Origin of the sequence: Paracraurococcus lichenis (assembly GCF_030657435.1) — a bacterium.
GTDB lineage: Bacteria > Pseudomonadota > Alphaproteobacteria > Acetobacterales > Acetobacteraceae > Paracraurococcus > Paracraurococcus lichenis.
Window position 1 is genome coordinate 1 of record NZ_JAUTWS010000083.1, and the last position, 19,014, is coordinate 19,014.

At 65.1% G+C, this 19,014-nt stretch carries 15 protein-coding genes and 1 pseudogene; 9 read left to right on the forward strand and 7 right to left on the reverse strand.

All coding sequences use genetic code 11. The annotated features are described in order from the left end of the window. Positions 1-57 precede the first annotated feature (57 nt). Complete coding sequence (locus tag Q7A36_RS33755; RefSeq protein WP_305108202.1) at positions 58-951, forward strand: LysR substrate-binding domain-containing protein; 894 nt, start codon at positions 58-60, stop codon at positions 949-951. Between the two features lie 198 nt (positions 952-1,149). Here the strand turns inward: Q7A36_RS33755 and Q7A36_RS33760 are convergent, their stop codons facing one another. Continuing rightward, on the reverse strand, positions 1,150-2,808 hold the full coding sequence (locus tag Q7A36_RS33760) for a Na/Pi cotransporter family protein (RefSeq protein WP_305108203.1): 1,659 nt from the start codon (positions 2,806-2,808) through the stop codon (positions 1,150-1,152). Between the two features lie 640 nt (positions 2,809-3,448). Between Q7A36_RS33760 and Q7A36_RS33765 the strand changes: the two genes are divergently transcribed. After that, complete coding sequence (locus tag Q7A36_RS33765; RefSeq protein ID WP_305108204.1) at positions 3,449-4,462, forward strand: hypothetical protein; 1,014 nt, start codon at positions 3,449-3,451, stop codon at positions 4,460-4,462. Between the two features lie 720 nt (positions 4,463-5,182). On the opposite strand, the gene Q7A36_RS33770 is transcribed toward Q7A36_RS33765, so the two are convergent. After that, positions 5,183-5,758: a PepSY domain-containing protein gene (locus Q7A36_RS33770; RefSeq protein WP_305108205.1), complete on the reverse strand. Its 576-nt coding sequence runs from the start codon at positions 5,756-5,758 to the stop codon at positions 5,183-5,185. Positions 5,759-6,653: 895 nt separating this feature from the next. Beyond that, on the reverse strand, positions 6,654-7,592 hold the full coding sequence (locus tag Q7A36_RS33775; protein WP_305108206.1) for a 2-hydroxyacid dehydrogenase: 939 nt from the start codon (positions 7,590-7,592) through the stop codon (positions 6,654-6,656). Positions 7,593-8,603: 1,011 nt separating this feature from the next. Between Q7A36_RS33775 and Q7A36_RS33780 the strand changes: the two genes are divergently transcribed. The 4 genes from Q7A36_RS33780 to Q7A36_RS33795 all read left to right on the forward strand — a co-directional run bounded on the left by Q7A36_RS33780 (position 8,604) and on the right by Q7A36_RS33795 (position 11,085). Then, positions 8,604-9,191, forward strand: coding sequence for a cupin domain-containing protein (locus Q7A36_RS33780; RefSeq protein WP_305108207.1), 588 nt, complete (start codon positions 8,604-8,606; stop codon positions 9,189-9,191). Further along, on the forward strand, positions 9,173-9,991 hold the full coding sequence (locus Q7A36_RS33785) for an SDR family oxidoreductase (protein WP_305108208.1): 819 nt from the start codon (positions 9,173-9,175) through the stop codon (positions 9,989-9,991). The genes Q7A36_RS33780 and Q7A36_RS33785 overlap by 19 nt, the downstream gene beginning before the upstream one ends. Positions 9,992-10,086: 95 nt before the next feature. Beyond that, positions 10,087-10,563, forward strand: coding sequence for a YybH family protein (locus tag Q7A36_RS33790; protein ID WP_305108209.1), 477 nt, complete (start codon positions 10,087-10,089; stop codon positions 10,561-10,563). Positions 10,564-10,641: 78 nt separating this feature from the next. Beyond that, a complete protein-coding gene (locus Q7A36_RS33795; RefSeq protein ID WP_305108210.1) occupies positions 10,642-11,085 on the forward strand; it encodes a hypothetical protein in 444 nt (147 codons plus the stop codon). A gap of 179 nt (positions 11,086-11,264) precedes the next feature. On the opposite strand, the gene Q7A36_RS33800 is transcribed toward Q7A36_RS33795, so the two are convergent. The 3 genes from Q7A36_RS33800 to Q7A36_RS33810 form a co-directional block, all read right to left on the reverse strand. Continuing rightward, complete coding sequence (locus Q7A36_RS33800) at positions 11,265-11,636, reverse strand: response regulator transcription factor (RefSeq protein ID WP_305108211.1); 372 nt, start codon at positions 11,634-11,636, stop codon at positions 11,265-11,267. Positions 11,637-12,010: 374 nt separating this feature from the next. Then, the gene (locus tag Q7A36_RS33805; RefSeq protein WP_305108212.1) at positions 12,011-12,775 is read right to left on the reverse strand and encodes an ADYC domain-containing protein; all 765 of its coding nucleotides are present in this window, start codon (positions 12,773-12,775) and stop codon (positions 12,011-12,013) included. Positions 12,776-12,807: 32 nt separating this feature from the next. Further along, positions 12,808-13,095: a hypothetical protein gene (locus Q7A36_RS33810; protein WP_305108213.1), complete on the reverse strand. Its 288-nt coding sequence runs from the start codon at positions 13,093-13,095 to the stop codon at positions 12,808-12,810. Positions 13,096-13,529: 434 nt separating this feature from the next. Here Q7A36_RS33810 and Q7A36_RS33815 point away from each other — a divergent pair, with 434 nt between their 5' ends. From Q7A36_RS33815 to Q7A36_RS33825, 3 genes are all read left to right on the forward strand, one after another. Next, entirely contained in the window at positions 13,530-15,065 is a 1,536-nt protein-coding gene (locus Q7A36_RS33815) for an outer membrane protein assembly factor BamB family protein (RefSeq protein WP_305108214.1), read from the forward strand. 259 nt (positions 15,066-15,324) lie between these two features. Next, on the forward strand, positions 15,325-17,493 hold the full coding sequence (locus tag Q7A36_RS33820) for a hypothetical protein (RefSeq protein ID WP_305108215.1): 2,169 nt from the start codon (positions 15,325-15,327) through the stop codon (positions 17,491-17,493). A 132-nt stretch (positions 17,494-17,625) separates the two neighbouring features. After that, on the forward strand, positions 17,626-18,156 hold the full coding sequence (locus Q7A36_RS33825; protein WP_305108216.1) for a hypothetical protein: 531 nt from the start codon (positions 17,626-17,628) through the stop codon (positions 18,154-18,156). A 279-nt stretch (positions 18,157-18,435) separates the two neighbouring features. Here Q7A36_RS33825 and Q7A36_RS33830 read toward each other — a convergent pair. Next, positions 18,436-19,014, reverse strand: a pseudogene (locus Q7A36_RS33830) (ABC transporter substrate-binding protein); the annotation flags it as partial.

Here is a 19,014-nt window from a genome sequence, read left to right on the forward strand (position 1 = left end):
GACAACTGGGGAATTTTCGTCCAGCACTCCTGGGGAATTTTCGACCAGCATTGACAGTTGCCGCCGCTGAATGCTCTTCGTGCCTTCGAGGCGGCGGCACGCCTTGGCAGCTTCAAGGATGCTGCGGCGGAACTCGGTGTGACCCATGGCGCGATCAGCCGGCATGTCCGCCTGCTGGAGGACTGGTTGGGACCACCGGCACTGTTCCGGCGACTCAACCGGCGCGTCATCCTGACGCCCACGGGGGTTGCCTTGCTCGCCGAGACCGGGCCCGCACTCGATCGCCTCGCCACTGCTGCGGAGCGACATCAGGCCCGTGGTGGCAAGCCGCCCCCCGCTGTGCTGCGCGTCAACGCGCTTGCCACCTTCAGCCTGCGCTGGCTGCTGCCGCGGCTGCGGCAGTTCCGGGAGCGGTACCCGGAAATCGAGGTGCGGCTCTCTACCTCCAACGAGCCCGTGGATGCTCTGGGCGAAGTCTACGACCTGATCATCCGAGGCGGGCCGGACACCTTCTACGGCTTCACCTGCCGCCCCTTCCTGACGGAGCGTCGTTTGCCGGTCTGCAGCCCGGACCTGCTCGGGCGTTTGCCGCTCAACGACGTCGCTGACCTCCGGTCCCACACGCTGATCCATGCATCCACCTTACCGCGGGTCTGGCCCGATTGGCTCGCCGCGGCAGGAACACCGGATCTGGTGCCCGCTGCCTCGCTCACCCTCGACCACTTCTACCTGACGCTTCAGGCGGCGCTGGACGGTCTGGGCGTGGCCATGGGGCCGACCGCCCTCGTGGCGGACGATCTCGCAGCGGGCCGTCTCATCGCGCCTTTTCCCGGCGTGACGCTCCCGACACGAGGCTACCATGCCTATTTGCCTGATGCCCGGACGGGTGACCTCACTGCACTGTCCTTCTGCCGGTGGCTGGAGGACATCGGCGGCCTGGATCCGGTCTAGGCGGTAACTCCTCCGAAGGCGCCAAGCCTCCCAGAGAAGGGTCGTGCGCCTCCCCTGGTCGGTCATCAACTCCCGCGGGCCCTTGCCCTTCCGCTCGGCGTGCCGGCTGCGCAGGAAGCGGCGGTGCTTCGGGAAGAATCGCAACAGGTCGAGGTTTGAGCCACAACTGCACGGAGGCCGGCTTCCGCTTCCAACCACTCAGTCTTCCGTTCGGAGACGGGTGGACAGCAGCTCACCGTGGGCCTGCAGGATTGGGTAGGCCGCGGCTTCGACAAGGTGTGCGTTCACCCGCTTGAGGTCGCGCACTACGTCGAGGTGCACCGCGCTGGTGTCGACCGTCTCGGGCCGCCCCTCCCGCAGCCGCGCGAAATGCGTCTGCGTCGCGGCCGTCTCCAGATCGCGGAACGCCTCCTTCTCGGCGGCGAGCAGGCGCGCTGCCCGGGGATCCTCCGTCATGAACACCGAGGCAGCGGTGCGCAGGTTGGAGGCCAGCCGCGCCATCATGGCCGAGAGCTCTGCCTGGCCCTCCTTCGAGAAGGCCAGGCCATGCTTCAGCCGCTTCGACGCCAGCGCCGCCAGGTTCTTGTCCACCACGTCGCCCGCGTGCTCCATGTTCATGGCGAAGGTGAGGACCTGCTCCGCGCGGCGCCGGTCCGTGTCGGTCATCGCCTCCGCCTCGAGCGAGGCGATGTAGACCTTGATGGCCTCGTTGAGCCGATCCAGCACGTCGTCCAGGCGCCGCGTCTCGGCGATCCGCTTCCGGTCGTCCTTCTCGAAGGCATCGCGCACGCCCTGCAGCATGGCCTCGAGCACGTCGGCGAGGCGCAGCGCCTCGCGCGCGGCCGCGCCGACGGCGACGACGGGGGTCTCGACCGCCGCCTTGTCGAGGTACATCGGCCGCGACGGGTCCGCCTGGTCGAGCCGGGCCGGGAGCAGGCGCCGCAGGAGGGCGGCGTAGGGCTTGAGAAAGGGGAAGAACAGGACGGCGAGGGCAAGGTTGAAGGCGGTGTGGAAGTCGGCGACGGCGCGCGCCGCATGCGGCTCGACCGCCGTCGCCAGCGGGGCGAGGTAGGGGATGGCGACGAGCGCCGCGGCACAGCCCAGCACCCGATTAAGTAGGTTGCCGAGCGGCAGGCGCTTGGCCGCCGGATTGTCGCCAGTCGCGCCCTCGAGGACAGGGTTGATGGCCGTCCCGAGATTGGCGCCGAGCACCAGGGCGAAGGCAGCCTCCGGCGAGGCGATGCCCTTGGCGGCGAGCGACATGACCAACAGAACTACAGCCACGCTCGAATGGGCTGCCCAGGTCAGGGCCGCGGCAAGCAGGACGGCGACGAGCGGCTCGGCCGAGATGGCCTCGAGCACCGAGCGCAGCGCCGGGGCGGTCTCGTAGGGCGTGATGACCTCGAGCAGCTGGTGCAGGGCCATCAGCATGAGGCCGAGACCGATGACCACCCGGCCGAGGTCGCGGGTGCGCGTCGCGTCGCCGCGCCGGAACATCAGGAAGCCGAGTGCGACCAGCGCCGGGGCCACCCGGGAGACGTCGAAGGACAGCGCCTGCACAATGAGGGTGGTGCCAACATTCGCACCGAGCATCACGGCGAGCGCCGGGACCAGTTCTACCATACCCCCGGCCGCGAGGCCGGTGACCATGAGGCCGGTCGCAGTGCTGCTCTGCAGGACGGCGGTGACGCCGAGCCCGGCGAGGAAAGCATTGAGGCGGGTGCGAAGGGCCGAGGCGAGCACCGCCCGCAGGCGCGGCCCGAAGGCGCGCTGGACGCCGGTCTGCACCATGCGCACGCCCCAGAGCAGGAGCGCCACCGAACCCGCGAGGTCGACCAGCATCAGCGGGACGTTCATCCCTTGCCTCCTCCGCCCCGGCCGGTCGCTCCGACCCGGGTCGCTGGCATTATTCTCGGGTGGCGCCCCTCGGTCGAGACAGCGCCCGGCGCGGGTGTGGTTTCCCGGACGTGCCGTCCAGCCGCGGTTCAGCCCCACTCCCGGAGGATCGGCCCACGCGACGCTGCCTCTTCGCTCCCCTGACCGCGCTAGCCGCTCTCCCGGCGGTGGCCGACGACGATGGATTCCACCAGGAGCACGCCGGGACTGCGGCCGAGGCCGGACAAATCAAGCCGCTACCTCGGTCTGGTCGTCGAGGCCGAGGGCATCGATTTGGCCTACGAAATCAAGGTGCTGCCACCGTCCGGCCGGATGTGTCGATGATGCTGGACGCCGCGACGGGGGCCGTGACCAGCACCCGGGGCCGGTGCAGCAATGTCCCTGACACCAGCGCTCGACGACGCGGACAGCGTGGCCCTGGTCGTACGGGCTATACGGAGCCGAGGCGGGCCGAGGAGCGGATTGGGGCTGGCGATCACCTCCTACGTCGCGGAACCTTGCGGCGGCGGACTTGCTCTGAAGCTGCCGAGAGGGGGACGACTGCGTGTACGCCTGCGGCCGCCCGGCCACCACAGCCATCGCCGACCGGAACACCCGACCCATGCGGCCCCGCTCCCCCACCCGCCTCAGTGCCGCGGCGCTCGCCCTGACGCTTCTCGGTGGCTGCGCGTCATCTTCAGGGCCGAAAGTGGAGGAAGCGGCGCGGAGCGGGTTCGACCGGGTTTGCGCGCCGGTGACACGGGCGCGGCACACCACCGGGACCGAGGCCGCTCCGCCACTCGAGACGCTCCGGGCGGCTTCCGACCGGCTTGAAGCGCGGGGCTTCTCGCGCGATGCCATCGACATCGCCGAGGTCATCGGTGCCCTGCCCCTGCTGGAGCAGCTGCTCGCGGCGGAGGCGGACGCGGCACGGACCCGCAGCTCCGGCACCGAGCTTCGGCTGCTGCGCTTTCGCCTGGCCGTCTCGGACCGGATCCAGCTTGCCATGCTCGATGTCTCGAGCACGCTCGCCGTGATCGACTGCGAAGGGGAGCGGGGCGACGCGCTGCGGGTGCGGCTGCAGGCGGCAGAGGATCGCCGGGCCCGGCGGCTGGGCCTGGCCAGCATCCTGATCGGCGCGACGACGGCGGCCCTGTCAGGCGGGCTCTCGCTCGGCGGCGCCTCGGCAGGCGGAGACATCGCCGGGATCGTCGGCGGCACGTCGGAGGCCTCTGTGGCGACCGCCCTGCTGTTCGGGGAGACCTCGGGCAGGCTGCGGACCGAGCGCAACCTCCTGCGCGAGGTCTGGGCGCGGCCGCCACGCTCCGAGCTGTTCCCGCGCACGGTCTGGCGTTACCTGACCCGGCGTCCGCTGGATGCCCCGGACCGCCCCACCCCCGCCGAGACGGTGGCGGCGGAGTGGCGCGCCGGGGAACGGTTCGGTCCGCCCGGCTCACAGGCCGAGCGCGACCGCACCGCGCTGCTGTTCGGCCCTGGCGGCGTCTACACGGTCCAGGAACTGGAGATGCGGGACGCGATGCTGGATCTGCTGGAGGCGAGCATCGCGCTGATGAGCGAGGCGCTGCGCGTCCTGGTGATCGAGCTGGCGGAGCGGCCCTCCGTCGCGGGAGGATGAACCCGGGGCGTGCTCGCAGCTCCGCCCTCGGGCGTCCCGGGCGGCAGCCTGCGGCTTCCTGGTCCGCGGCCGGATGCCACGCTGGCGCATTTGCGCAGGCACCTTCACTTGAGGAGTAGGCCAGCCCGGCATGCCGAAGAAGCGCGGGCCTGCGAGAGGAAGGGGCGCTCCGGTCGGCAGTGCGCCGCGCTGCCGCTCGTAGTGCGAGCCGGCAAGGTGCAGTTGGTGCTGGTGACCAGCCGTGAGACGCGGCGGTGGGCGCTCCCGAAAGGCTGAGCAACGCCTGAGCCGGCCCAGCATGAGGCGGCCGCCAATGAGGCATTCGAGGACACCGGGTTGGTCGGCAAAACGGAACCGGAGCCGGCCGTGTATCACTCGAAGGAGAAGCGGCTGCGCGGCGGTCACTCAGTGCGCCGTGACGCTGGGTTTTTCTCTTGTAGGTCGAGCGGCAGCTGGAGGACTGCCGAGCGGGGAAAGCGCGAGGCAAGGTGGCTCACCCTCGGCCAAGCCGACCTGGCCGTTGATGACGGGAAGCGGGTCACCCTTCATCTGCGCTTGGCGGCACCGACAGAATAGGTGTGTCTGGCTGCACTCAGATAGCTGAGGCAGAGAAAGCCAATACGACAACAAATGCGGCCGGCTGCGAGGCCGGCCTCGAAACACGGGACCAGGAGAGCTACGACTGCAGACGGCGAAGGCACTCCGCTGCACCCACATGGGCTACTTCTCTATCGGGGTAACCTCGCCGGTCGAGGCATCGACGCGCAGCTTCGCAGGCCGCCCCTGGGCATTCAGCGCCTCGACTTCCCAAGCACCGTCCTCCCATTCCAGTTCAGTGATCACGGGGTAACCGGCACGTTCAGAGGCCGCGATTGCGGCAGCAGCGCCGACACGTGCCGTCGCGGGAGAGCCTTCTCGTCCTCCCTTGTCTTCTTCCGAACGATTTGCGCCGCTTTTGGCATCTTCCGTGACAACTGATCCGTCGCCTCGCACGAGGCGGCTCGCCTCGAACTCACCCTCTTCGTCTGAACCAGTGACCTCAATACGCTCGCCAGGTGATACGATGACATCTCGTCGTGGAACCTCGACGAGGATGCGGCGGCCGCTCTCAAGCATCAGAACGAAGTGCTTGCCAAAGACTTCGGCGACAGTGCCGGAAAGCGCTTGCGGTGCAGCCTCGACCTCGCTGTGAGATTTGTCGTCTGCCAAGGCCACTACAGATATGACGCCAGATAGCACAAGCGCCGATGTCAACAGGGAAAGCTGCGCGCCCGATTGCCACATTCTTTGAAGCATCTCACTCTCTCCTCATCTGGTCTCCAGCGTGTTGGACGGAGTGCACATTACGAGGTCCTACCTGAACCGAAGCTGAAAAAAGGCCTGTTCCCCGCCCAATCCGGTTGGCCGGGGCTGGAGCGTTAGGGCCATCCTTTGAGGAAGCCTAAACGACGCCAGACCTGGCGTAGTCCACCATCAGCAAGTTGCGAGTCGTTCGCAGAAAGCCGTGACAAGCCGCTGCTTCAGGGTGTGGTCGTTCGACTGACCAGGAGACAGGCCACGATGGACAGGCTGGAGCGGACGCTGCGATTTTGTCAGGCTTTGCGCCAATCGGCCCGTTTAGCCGGCCGGAGTAGGGCTGGTAGGCTCCGGTTCTGGGCCCGACGGGCGCGAAGTGCGGGGATGGACTGTGTGGCCTGCGGCTCGACCGAGGTGACCGAGCGGCCGAAGCTGGAGTCTACCAGCCCTACCCCGGCCGGCCAAACGGGCCGATCGGCGCGAAGGCTGACAGAACCACCTCACAGAGAGCATCGGGCCGGAGATCATCATCTGTCCGTTCCAGCTTCCAAACATGAGGCAGTTCCAGGTGACCTGCCGCAAGCTCAGCGGTGGCGCCCGCAGTGACCCGGGCCGGGACTGCCGCGACGCCTTCCTCGGCCTGGCCAAGACCTGCGCCAAGCTCGGCCTCAGCTTTTGGGACCACCTCGGCGACCGGCTCCGCATCCCAGGCCAGCGCGTCATCCCATACCTGCCGGACCTGGTCCGAAGTCGCTGCCAGCCCGCCCGACCGCCACAGGTTTGCCCTGCCTACTCCCGGTCCGGTCCGGGGATCACACAAAGTGCGGGAGAGCCCAGAATCAGTTGCAGGCCAGCGCATCAGTAAGTGAAAGGACTGCCTCACTCAACGCGCTGGTCAATATCCCATCGCCTTGTCGATTTCCTGCAAGAGACCGCCACCGGCCTCGATGCTCCTGATGTTTGCAGCGATTTCAGTTGCAAGCTGTCGAACGGTTGGCCGCCGCGCGACATGCGGCATCAAGGTCACCTTTGGATGCAGCCATAGCGGGCTCTCCGGCGGCAAGGGCTCGGGATACAGCGCGTCGAGTGCCGCATAGGAGAGCTGGCCAGAGTCAAGCGCCGCGATCAGATCGGCGTCGACGACGTGCCTGCCGCGTCCGATATTGATCACCATCGCGCCCTTCGGCATGAGTGCGAAAGTACGGGCGCATAGAATGCCTTCAGTTTCGCAAGTCAGCGGCAAGAGGCAAACGGCAATGTCGGTCTGTGCCAGGAAGGGCTCGAACTGGTCTGGTCCATGAAAAATTGGGATCTCTGCATCCGGCTTAGGGCTGCGCGCCCATGCCGACACCGGAAAGCCGAGCGATTTCAGCACCAGTGCCGGCGCCTTTGCCATCAGCCCGAAGCCGAGGAAGCCGATGCGGCGCGCCTCCGGCCGCACGATCGGTCGGCGTAGCCATTCACGCTGGGCTTGCGCCTGCTGGTACAGCGGCACCTCGCGGTGCAGCCGCAGCACATGCATGATGACATACTCCGTCATCATCGGATCGCCACCCGCCGGCTCGATCTTGCCGAGCGGCACCCTGGGCATTTTTGGATGGTTGACGAACGTCTCGACGCCGGCAGAGCGGCTGAACATAGCCTTCAGGTTCGGCAGTGGCGGGATCGCATCAAAGTCGGGGTGCATGAAAGCCAGGTAGGTGATCTCGGAGGTATTACCGACATCAGGGAAGATGCGGACTTCCAGCCTGGGCAGCACCTCGGCCAGCGTATCACGCCAGCTCTGCGTGCTGCCAATGTCACTGATATCCAGCCCATAGATCAGCAGCGCCATGGCGACTTCCTCCCAGTGCCCGCACCGCCAAGCGTGCCGCTTTCTAGGACGGCCATCAACTGGTCGGTCCCGGTCATCTCGTCGCGCATGTTCACCACCAATCAACCGTCATCGCGACGGGAAGAGAAGCCAACATAGTCCAGGGCGTTTTTCACAGCTTCAATAAGCGCAGTGTTTAGGTAGCGGCAACCGAGTAGCCCTACTTACCGGATGCTGATCACGCGGCAGGCACAGCTGCCATCCTTGTCACAGGCATCCTGCCGCGCTCGGTGAGCCAGGCGCCGCGGCCCATGAGGGAGTGATCGGACATCATCGCCGGGACCGAGCCGGCCGTAAGGCTATGCGCGAACCACGGGACCGAGCAGGCGAGGATCAGGGCGCGGAGCCGGCCTTGTCGGTCTGCCAACGGCCGCAGCGAGCGACCGTGGTCCCGAGCGCGGCGACCGGCAGCAGGTCCGCTGCACCGCTTTCACCGGCATCCCTGGTTTCGGCTCCGACCAACGCTTTCAGCTGGCTGACGGCACTCGTCCGCAAGCGTCTGCCTCTCCCTCACCCCCTGTACTCGCCACAACCAATACGTCTCTGCCCGCCGCCGTCGCCTGCTTCACCTTCGTCGTGCCACCAGTGTGCTCGCCATTCTCGAAGCGGCGTAAGCTGACATTGGCTTTCGCCTCACGTCGTCGGGTCTGGCACGAGTTCTGACAAAACCTTGGAGAGGGGCCAAGACGGCAGGGGTCGCTGTCGGCTGCCTCGTTCTCGCGATTCCCACCCCATCCCGCCCGGGCAGGAATTGTCGCGCGCGGGAGCGAGCCAAGCACATCCCTGAACTACAACCCTGGCGTCTGGTATTTCCAGCCTAGTTCCCGCGTGCTTCGGCCCGGTAATGCGCCGTAATCTCGTCAGGCCCGAAGCGGTCCGGCCGCCCAGAACGGACACTTGGCCGAGGACGGCAGCGGGCCAGAGAGTGCGGTAATGACTGGCGCTCATCAATGCACAGACTGGGAGGTTGCCATGGAGTTCGCAGCGAAGTCTGCGCTGGCGGTGACCTGTGTTCTGATCTTCGGCGGGACAGCGCAGCCCACGGGCGCTCAGACGGGGCAGTCGGCGCACACGTCGGGCATCGTTGTCACGCCCCAAGAGGTCCGGTGGGCTGCGGCTCCGCTATCTTTACCGAAGGGGGCCGAGATAGCGGTGCTGTATGGCGATCCGGCCAAGGAGGGGCCGTTCGCCATGCGACTGCGCCTCCCGGCGAACTACAGCATCCCCGCGCACACCCATCCGGGGCATGAGATCGCAACGGTCATCTCCGGGACTTTCCTGCTCGGTCAAGGCGCGCAGGCCGACAAGGAGAAGACCCAAGCACTGCCTGCGGGCAGCCTGTTCGCCTACCCCCCAGGCATGGAGCACTACGCCTTCGTCAACGAGCCCACGGTGGTACAGATCAGCACTATGTATGGGTCCTTGGGGCATTACCTACGTCAACCCGGCCGACGATCCCCGCAACGAGTAACCGGTTGGGGGCTGGGCTCGCCCGGCCTCGCCGACGCGGCAAGTGAGCGCCTACCGGGAGGAGGCATCCCATGGCAGGTATTGAGGTGAAGGGCCGGACCGCTTTGATTACCGGCAGTTCGCGCGGGATCGGGCGGGGGATCGCGCTCAAGCTCGCTCAATGCGGCGTCGGGCAGATCGCAGTTCACTACCTCAAGAACAAGGAAGTGGCGGAGGAGACCGCGCGCCTTTTGCGTGAGATCGGCGCCGAGCCGCTGCTGATCCAAGCGGACGTGACGCGGCCCGAGGACATCTTGCGGATGTTCGCCGAGGTGCGGGGGGGCCTGAGCTCGCTGGACATTTTCGTGGCCAATGCGCGGCCCGATGTGCAGGAGTTCTATCGGTCCGTCCTCGACCTCTCGGCGGGGAACTGGCGGGCCGCAATCGACTCTCAGGCCACCGCCCTGCTGCTTTGCGCCCGCGAGGCGGCCGGGATGATGGAGCGGGGTGGCCGCATCATCGCGGTCACCTATGCGGGCGGGGCACAGACGGGAAGCTGGCGCCCCTGGGCGGCGATAGGACCGGCCAAGGCGGCGATGGAATCGCTGCTGCGCTACCTCGCCTGGGAGCTTGCCGAGCGCGGCATCGCTGCCAACGCCGTCAGCCCCGGGGCAACCGAGGACAGCGTGTTCTCCACCCTGCCGCCCGAGGTACTGGGCGTGCTGCGGGAGTGGGCCGGGGCGGGCTGGGTGCCGATGCGCCGCCTCGCCACTCCGGCGGATGTCGGCAATGTCGTGGCCCTGCTGTGCTCGGAGCAGGCGGGCTTCGTCACCGGCCAGACGCTCCACGTCGATGGTGGTGCGTCCCTGGCCTCGCCCGACTTTCCGATGGAGTTCCAGCGAGGGGCTTGAGCATCGACCGCCTTGCGATGGTTGCGTCCGGAAGCGGGTGGCGTGAAGTGGTCGCTACCGTTGCATTCGGAGGGAGAATGCGGAGGGAGAATGCGATGCGCCGTACGTTCGTAGTCGGGACTGCCGCGCTGCTCCTCTTATCTACGACGCCGGGCGCCGCAGCACAGAACACGGATGCTGAGGGCGTGAGAGCGGCAGCCTCGGCCTTCTACGCCGCGCTGAACGCCCGCGACATCGGTGCCATGGAGGCTCTGTGGGCGCGGGACGCCAATCCGGTCATGATCCACCCGAGCGGCCCCTTCGCGCGTTCTCCTGCGGTCGGGTGGGAAGCGGTGCAACGGAGCTTCGCCGAGGCTTGGCCACGCTTCGCCGAGTGGTCGGTCAGGGTGGACGAAATGCGGGTGCGAGTTGGCCAAGGCTGGGCCGTGGTGCTGGCCACCACCCCTGTGCATGTGAAGATGCAGGGCAGCGACGCGGCCAGCGACTACACCGCCCTGGCGACGATCGTGTACGAGAGGCGGGACGGCCGCTGGCTAATCATCCATCAGCACGTCTCCCGGCCGCCAAGATAGCAACGGAGGGAGGCCCCGCACACAACACTGGGTCGATTGCGGGAGGCTCTGCGGAAGGAGGCGATGATGTCTGCATCCATGCGCGCCCTTTTGGGCTTCACCGCTGCGACGATCTCCGTGCTGATCTTCCACCAAGGGACATCGGCGCTGCTGAACGCGAGCGGAGTGCCGACCGTTGGGCCATACAGCATGAGTCCCGTGCCGCCGTTCGGCGTTCCGATGCTCGTCAACCGCTTCTTCTGGGGCGGGCTCTACGGCCTCGTCTTGGGCCTGATCTTGCCTTGGCTTCCGCGTGCTCCACTGTGGCTTCTCGGGTTCTGCTTCGGTCTCCTCTCGGTGTTGGTCGGCTGGTTTGTCGTTGCTCCCCTGAAGGGACTGCCGATTGCGGGCGGCTTCGTGCCCGCGAGGATGTGGCCCACCATCGTGATCAATGGCGTATGGGGGATTGGTATCGGCCTCGTCCTATCGCTGCTCCTGCGAATCGCAGACCGCACGAGCAGGCACGGCCAAGCGGCCACGTGACCATGGGGGCATTGTCAACTCGCGCCAACTCGAAACAAAAGTTCACAACCATGCGTCGCCGATGACACGCCGAACGCAGCTTTTTGCCGCTTCCAGCGCTGAGGATGACGTAATCTGACCCTCATTCCGGAGCGCGTTCGCCAAGTTGACAATCCCGTCCCCACGTCTGCCCCGATTGATTACGTCCCACAGCGCGTGCCTGAGGTTGCCCGGGTCGGCAGGCTTGCTGAGGCGGGCTGCGGGCCACCGAGACCCCGCAGATCCGCTTCGGGCTGTTGCAGATCGTAGCCGGTCACAACAACCACTGGCAGATGACGGATCCGCTTACGGAGGAGGCGAACGATACTCTGCCCCTCGATGCGGCCATGCAGACCCAGGTCGACGACAGCGACCGAGAGATTGTCAAGCGGCAAAGCTTCTACTGCATGGCTATCAGACGCACTGAAACAGACGAACCCCTCGGCGGTGAGCAGGTCCTCCAGCTCTATAGCAATAAGCGCCTCGCCCTCGACGAAGAGGGCGAGCCGATCATCGGCGGTGTGTTCGCTCATAGCGGTCTAAGCTCCACCCCTTTCAGGCTCTTTTAGGCCGTGGTTCAGAATCGGCCAGTTTTGGGTAACACGAGCGCACGAAGAGCGCCGGCCTGCGTGGGCCGGACGTCGACATGCGATATGCCCTGTGTAGGAGGCAGTCAGCCTACCCCACGTCAAGCCCGCCGGGGCTGAAGCGGTCCTAGGCCGAGCAGGGTGAGCCAGTGCGGATGGCTCTGGCCGGTCATCAGCTCCCGCGGGCTCTTGCCCTGACGCTCGGCATGGTGGCTGCGCAGGGAGCAGCGGTGGTTCAGGAAGAACCGCAGCAGGTCGAGGTATGAGCCGCTGAGCTGGCGGCGCAAGGTGAAGTAGGAACGCAGCTCACAGACCGAAGCTCAGCTTCGGTTCCACAGTAGCGCAGAGGTCATCTCGGAACAGTCAGGGCCGTTAGCCACACGCGGGTATTTGGCGGCAAGCGTCTCAATCGTAAGCAGGTCCGAGATGCGGGTTCTGCGAACGCAGACTGCGCCGTTCGGACCCCAGGCCGCCTCGAATGAGAGGCCACGGGCAGCAACGTCAGGTCGCTGGATGCCGATCTCGTCGTAGAGGTCAATCAGCGTGCCGTCGCGGGTGTGCGCGGTGCCGTCCCCGCCGTAGTCGGCCCGCAGCAAACGCACGCAGGCCTGGTGGTAATGCCAGAGCGGCCGGCCTCCGACTTCGGCCCAAGGCCGGTAGCCGAACCGGACGCATTTCCCGATCGCGCCGGAGGCGCAGGTGATCGAAAAGGCTCGCGCATCCTGCAGGTGTCGGCCGTCCGAGGTCCAGCGCCCGGCGAGCGGGAAGCCAGCCACCGTACCGTCCGGCGCCGGGCCGCAGAGCTCGCGCCACTCGCCCGTCACCCGGTCGCGCGTTGAAAGGCTGTGCAGCCAGATATCGCCGCCGGGGGCTGACGCGTCGAGGCGGACGCCATCGATCCGGATGGTAAGGGGCTGCCCCGCGTCGTCCATTGCCTCGAGAACGACGCCGACCAGGTCGGGCGAGAGCAGCGTTTTTCCGTCGCGTAGCGCAACGCGAAACGCGGTGCCTTTAACTGTGAGCGCTGCGTTCGGTGCCGCACCGACCGTGGCATCGGCCCTCGGTAGGGCGAGCAGGGCGGCCAAGGCCAGGCCTGCCGCCGAGTGCACGCGGCCCCTCAGCGAAGGAGAAGCACAGTGCCGTCCGGCAGTGCCAGCCTCGTCGGCACCAATCTCCCGGTGGCGGCAGCCGGCTTTCCCTGCGATTCGATGCCGCGCGCCGTGAGACCGTTCAGGGCCACGCCATTCAGACTCACCCCGTTCACGCTGATGCCGTTCAGGACAACACCGTTGAAGCTGGTTCCGTTCAGGTTAGCCCCGTTCTGCTGCTGTCCTGCACTGGCCGCTGCCATTGTGCAGAGCAAAGTGGCCGCAGCGATCATCGGGATCATCGCGTGTTTTGACATCTACGCCTCCTGTGCCTCGTATCGGCATAGGAATTCTGCATGTCCGGCAGGAACCCTGTCTGTGGAGCGGAACACAGGACAGCGGCGTAGTTCCGGTGCGGCACCGATTTGTTGTGTGCCTGCCGGAACGAGATAGAAGAACCAGCCCCACCTCACGTGTGACCCGGTTTCGAGCCGCGCCCGGGAACCAGAACTTGGTTGCAATCAGAGGCCCGGTAAGCCGAGCATAGATGCCGCGTCTCTCTCGGCTGGAGAGAACGTGTACGGGAAATCGCACCATGAGCGCACCTCATGTCCGACAGACCTGCGCAGTTCTCGCGCTGGCGTTTGGCCTATGGACGACGAGCTCAGCGAGGGTCGGAGCGCAAAGCGACGCTTCCGCTCCAGCGGGATCCGGACGCTGTCCCACAACCAGCACTGGCGTTGCCGATCCGATGGACATGCCGCATTGGAATGGCTGGGGAGTTGGTTCCACACAGCACCGCTTTCAACCGTCGTCAATGGCTGGGCTTTCGGCGGAAGACGTGCCGCGCCTCAAGCTGAAATGGGCTTTCGGCTTCCCCGATGCTGCTCGCGCGTTTGCGCAACCAACCGTAGTGGGCGGCAAGATTTTTGTCGGCAGCCAGCGTGGAAAGGTTTACTCGCTCAATGCGAGCACTGGATGCACGCATTGGGAATTCGGTGCAGGCGCGCCAGTCCGATCGGCAATCGTCGTCGGTCAGTACCCGGGTGGATGGGCCGCGTATTTCGGCGATCAGCGCGCCAATGTCTATGCAGTTGACACCGCGACTGGGAAGGCTCTGTGGCAGGCCCGGATTGAGGACCACCCTGCTGCGATCATCACCGGCTCGCCGACCTTGGTTGGGACGACCCTGTTTGTGCCGGTATCTTCCTATGAAGAACTCACCGCCACGAACCCCCGCTACGCCTGCTGCAGCTTCCGCGGCAGTCTCGTCGCGTTGGACGCCTTGACGGGACACTTGTTGTGGAAACGGCACACAATCGGCGCGGAACCTAAGCCGGGTGTGGCGAACTCGAGCGGCACCCAACGGGTCGGGCCTTCCGGTGCGGCGATTTGGTCGGCGCCGACCTTCGATGCGTCAAAGCACATGGTCTACGTGACCACTGGCGATAACTACTCGGACCCACCCACTGACACTTCCGACGCCATTCTTGCTTTCCGCGCGGAGACAGGCGAGCTCGCTTGGTCGCGGCAGATGACGCAAGGTGATGCGTTCAACATCGCCTGCAACACGGCAGCACAAGCGAACTGCCCACGATCCAAAGGACCCGACCACGATTTCGGGTCGTCCGCCATCCTCGTCGAGCTACCCAGTGGAAGACGCGCCCTGGTCGGGACGCAGAAATCTGGTGTGGTGACGGCGCTCGACCCGGATCGGGACGGAGACATCATCTGGCAGACCAGGGTAGGGCACGGTGGCAGCCTTGGCGGCGTGCAATGGGGTGCAGCAACCGACCAGAGTAAACTTTATGTCGCCGTGTCGGATGCCAAGCTCAACGTCGTTGCACCAGGCACGCCCGGAGCACGGCTTTCGGCGGTGGATCCGAACTTTGCACTTCTCTTGGACAGCACCGTAAGCGGTGGCCTGCACGCGCTAGATCTCGCGGCGGGCGACGTGGTCTGGCACACATCACATCCGGGCTGCCACGCCGCCCCGGGGTGCAGCCCGGCGCAATCCGCTGCCGTTACCGCCATCCCTGGCGTGGTGTTTTCCGGAGGGCTCGACGGTCATCTTCGCGCCTACTCTGCTGCAGATGGCTCGATCATCTGGGATGTGGACACCAAGGCCGAGTACCAAACGGTCAATGGCGTCATGGCCCGAGGTGGTTCGATTGACGGTCCAGGTGCAGTGGTCGTTGGCGGCATGCTCTATGTCGGTTCGGGATCAGGCCTGTTCGGGACGATGCCAGGGAACGTTCTGTTGGCCTTCTCGGTGGAGGGTCGTTAGACGCTGTTCTCTGCTCGGGTCATCCAAGTCATGTGGCGATGTGGAGGCTGCGGGCTCGGGCGTCATCTCGTTGGCATACCCCAGCTGACTCGTTCGGGATGGGACTGAGAACTCGACAATGTCCATCACCTACCCGAGCACCGCGAACCCGGCTTCGCGTGTGGTCCGGTTTCGTACCATGTCACGTTTTTTGTTGACCAAGTCGTCACTCGTATCTCTGCTGATCGGGATTTTGGTGAAGTTGTGCCAAGGGTGAGCCATGAGCACGCCAAAGCCCTGGATTGTCGACGCTGCGGAAGTCCACGGCGACGATGCCGACGCATCCGGGCACCAACCGATCCACGCGACTGAAGCTATTAGGGAGTTCCTGTCACTGGGCGGGCCCGACCGACTCTACGTGGTAGCGCCGAAAGGCTATGGTAAGACGCTGTTGCTGCAGGCGAAGCGACTGCTTCTGCAGCGTGAACGCAGAGGCGTTATCCTCTCGCCCTCTGACCAGCTGGTTGACAGGCCACCGGGCGGATTGCCCATCTGGACAAAGGAGGATCTCGGCGGCTTGGTCCGCAGCTACGACTATTGGGTCGAGACCTGGGTTATGGCTATCAAGATTGCCGCGGTGAAGCTGTACGCACACCACGTCGGTGCCGCCGCGTGGGATCCCGCCACGCTTGCTTCCGCGCTCCGATCGCCAAGGCTGAAAGAGATCTTCGAAAGGACGCAACTCGAGGTGCTCAGCGAAATCTTCATGCTGATCCTGCATCTCGATCGCCGTGAGTTCTACGCCCTACGGCAGGATGTCGTCGGTCAGGTGAGCCCCCTCTTTCGTGCCATTCGCACCGGGCTCGCATTTTTCATTGACAATGTCGACGAGTGCATGGAGCGCTCAATTGCAGATACTCGCGCAGCAGGGCGGCCGCGCAGTGGGATGGATCGGACTGAGTCGCCACCCGGGCCGTGGACCCTCGCGCAGCTCGGTCTGGCGCGTGCGGCCTTCGATATCAACCGGCTCAACACCCACGTTCGTGTCTATGCCGCGCTGCGTCGGGAAGCATGGCTTCGTTTACCTGACTTTGACGCAGGCGCTGCGCAAATGAATGGCAGGGTCGTCGAGATTTCGTACGCACAGGACGATCTGCGCGGGATTTTCTTGAAAAACATCGAGCTGGAGTCCGCTGGCAGGCTCTGTGACCGCCATGCGAGAGATCCCGTTGCACGCTTCGTTGGCTCCCAAAACGTGAGCATGGCGCACGAGCTCAGTGGCCGCCGTGAAGACTTCTTCGCGTTTGTTCTGCGCCACACTCTACTCCGCCCACGTGAGCTGATGGCGATCGGCAACAAGATATCCCTGATCCCACCTGCGCAGCGGACCGAAGCGCGCCTCAAAGACGCGGTCCGCCGAGCTGCGGCAGAAAACGTCCGCTTCTTCCAATCCGAGTTGAGCCTGTTCATGCCTGTTCCGGACCGCACACTGTTCGGGCTTATCGACCGAAACGTACTGCGCTCAGAGGAGCTTCGGCGCATTGAGGAGGATTACGACAGATGTCAGGACGGCCTTGAAGGTAGCCGTACCAGCGAGCGGCGGCAGCCATTCCGCGCGCTGTACCGAGTGGGTCTCGTCGGAGTTCTCCGGACAGCCAGCCGCTTCTCACATGACGAGGAGGCCTGCGCTGAGCAACGATTCATTCGGCCGGATGAGATCCTGTTTGAGGACGAATCTGGCATGTTGCCGCCTAGCGAGCGGTACCTTATCCACCCAGCGCTTGATCTCTTGATCGAAGAGGCCCACGGGACGGACTATGTGCGGAACTCCGACCGCCACAACATAATCGGGTCCGGGCACGCTTGGACGGATGAGCCTATCTCCCATTTCGTCGTGATTGGTGATATCGTCAGCTCCACCACGACGGCATGGCATCCGGACTACAACTCCACGTATCCGGCAGTATTTGCGAGTTGGGTCACGGAAGTCTGCAGTGGGCTCGGGATCCAGTACCACGCCGTGTCATCGGGTGACTCCGTTATCATGGTTGACGGAAATGCGGCGCGCCTTCTGCTCGCGGCGAGGCGCCTTCTGCTGCGTATGCAAAGGCTCAAGGAGCATCGTCGCACCATACGCTTCGGCGCTGCACGTGGAGTCATTCAGGGTCTCGATGGGCGGCAGCGCAGGGGCATGGAGGCTCCCCTCACGGGCCCGGTGCTGGCGACCGCCGCACGCCTGGAGAAAGCGGCGAGGCACGGCAGCGTGCTTGCCACGGACGAATTCTGGGAAGGCGCGCGCGGTGTCTGGGACGCGTCGCTAGCGACCCAGCTCGACGATGAATTCAAAGCCTTCAAGCGAGTTGAAGGCAAGTTCCTGGTGCAGAAAACAAGGCATGAGCCAGGAGCTTTGACGGGACTATGGCGCATCCGGTTGGCCGCCGAGGAGTAATATCGGATCGGTCAGGGTTCGCGCCAAGCGGCCCGTTTGGCTGGCCGAGGTAGTGGGGGTAGGCTTCGGCTTTCCCGATGGACAGAACGCAGCCCCCTTCCCGTCCGACTTTCGACAGGGCGGAGGCCACCGGTGGCCACATGGTACGATCACGCCAACTCAGCCGGTGGCGAGATCGGCAAGCGCAAGCCAGAGGATCGTAGAATGCAGGAGTGGGCAGGGCCTGAGGAGGAGGGAAGCTCCGAAGCGTCAGCGCATTTCGTGATGATCATCCAGGGAGCGATGCCTTGGGCGGGTATGGTCCAAGGGATCGCGGGCGTAAAGGAAGCCCTGCTTCGGATCCTTTGGTCAGATCCCGGCACCGTAGTACTCGAGGGTGCCGCGACGCTCCTCGCCTCACTGGATGAGCCGAAGATCTGGGCAGCGCACGGGACCGGCGATGGCCGTCCTTACTGGCATTGTTGGTTTGGCTACGAGGAAGGCTCCGTGACGATCCAGCGGCTGACTGAACCGGCAGCGTCGGACTTCGCTCTAGGCCGCTTGCGCTCGAGGCTCAACGAGATCTTTGGCGTACTCATCGACTGCGCCGCGGACCTGCGAAAACTGACGGCGACCAGCCAACGAGAAGGTCTTGTAACCCACCGCTGTTCCGGTCGGGAGTGACCGGCTACCCAGGCCCGCGCCCATCACCCCGGATCCCATCAAGAGCCATCACCAAATGCAGTGCCGATCCTCAAGGATCCCCTCATTTTTATCGTTATAAATCAGCGTATTAGCCATCGTGCGTTCAGAGGTCGAAAAAGGGCCATTGCCACCCAATCGATTATCTCACAGTTAAGTCGCGCTGCTGTAAGATCAGGATCAGCCCGAGAAATTTGAAGCAGGCGGCCGGTAAGCAAAAATCAGTATAGAATGAGGGAATTCCTGAGGTGCCGGTCTGCATTATTCAAAGCGTAGATTCCAAAAGACCGGGTAGCCACCCATTACGCCTGCTAGATCACGTCGGTGAGCAGTGGGACTGAGATACTGGCCAAGAGGAATGTAAGGGACGTCCCGGAACGCTTGACGTTGGATTTCCTCTGCAACACGCCTTCGCTCGGAGGCGTCAGCCTCACCTAGCCAGCGCATGCGCAACTCCTCGATGCGCGCGCTTGTGGGCCAGCCGGGCACGCCATCCATGCCGTTGCTAAAGAGGTAGTTGTGGGTCATGGGCGTGGTCTGGTCGATGCCGCCGGTGGAGTTGCTGAACAGGTTCCAGCCGCCCCGATCCGGAGGATCCTTCTTGGCCCGCCGCTGCACCAGTGTCGGCCAGTCCGATAGCTGATAATCGACGGTGAAGCCGAGCCGTCGCAGGAGGTCGGCTGTGACCTCACTCGCCGTGTTGATGAAGGCTACGTCGGATGCGGCGAGTTGCACCACCTTGTACCCTTCGTAGCCGGCAGCGCGGATCGCCGCTCTGGCGTGGTTCAGAATCAGCCTGTTTTGGGTCACACGGGCGCACGAAGAGTGCCGGCCTGTGAG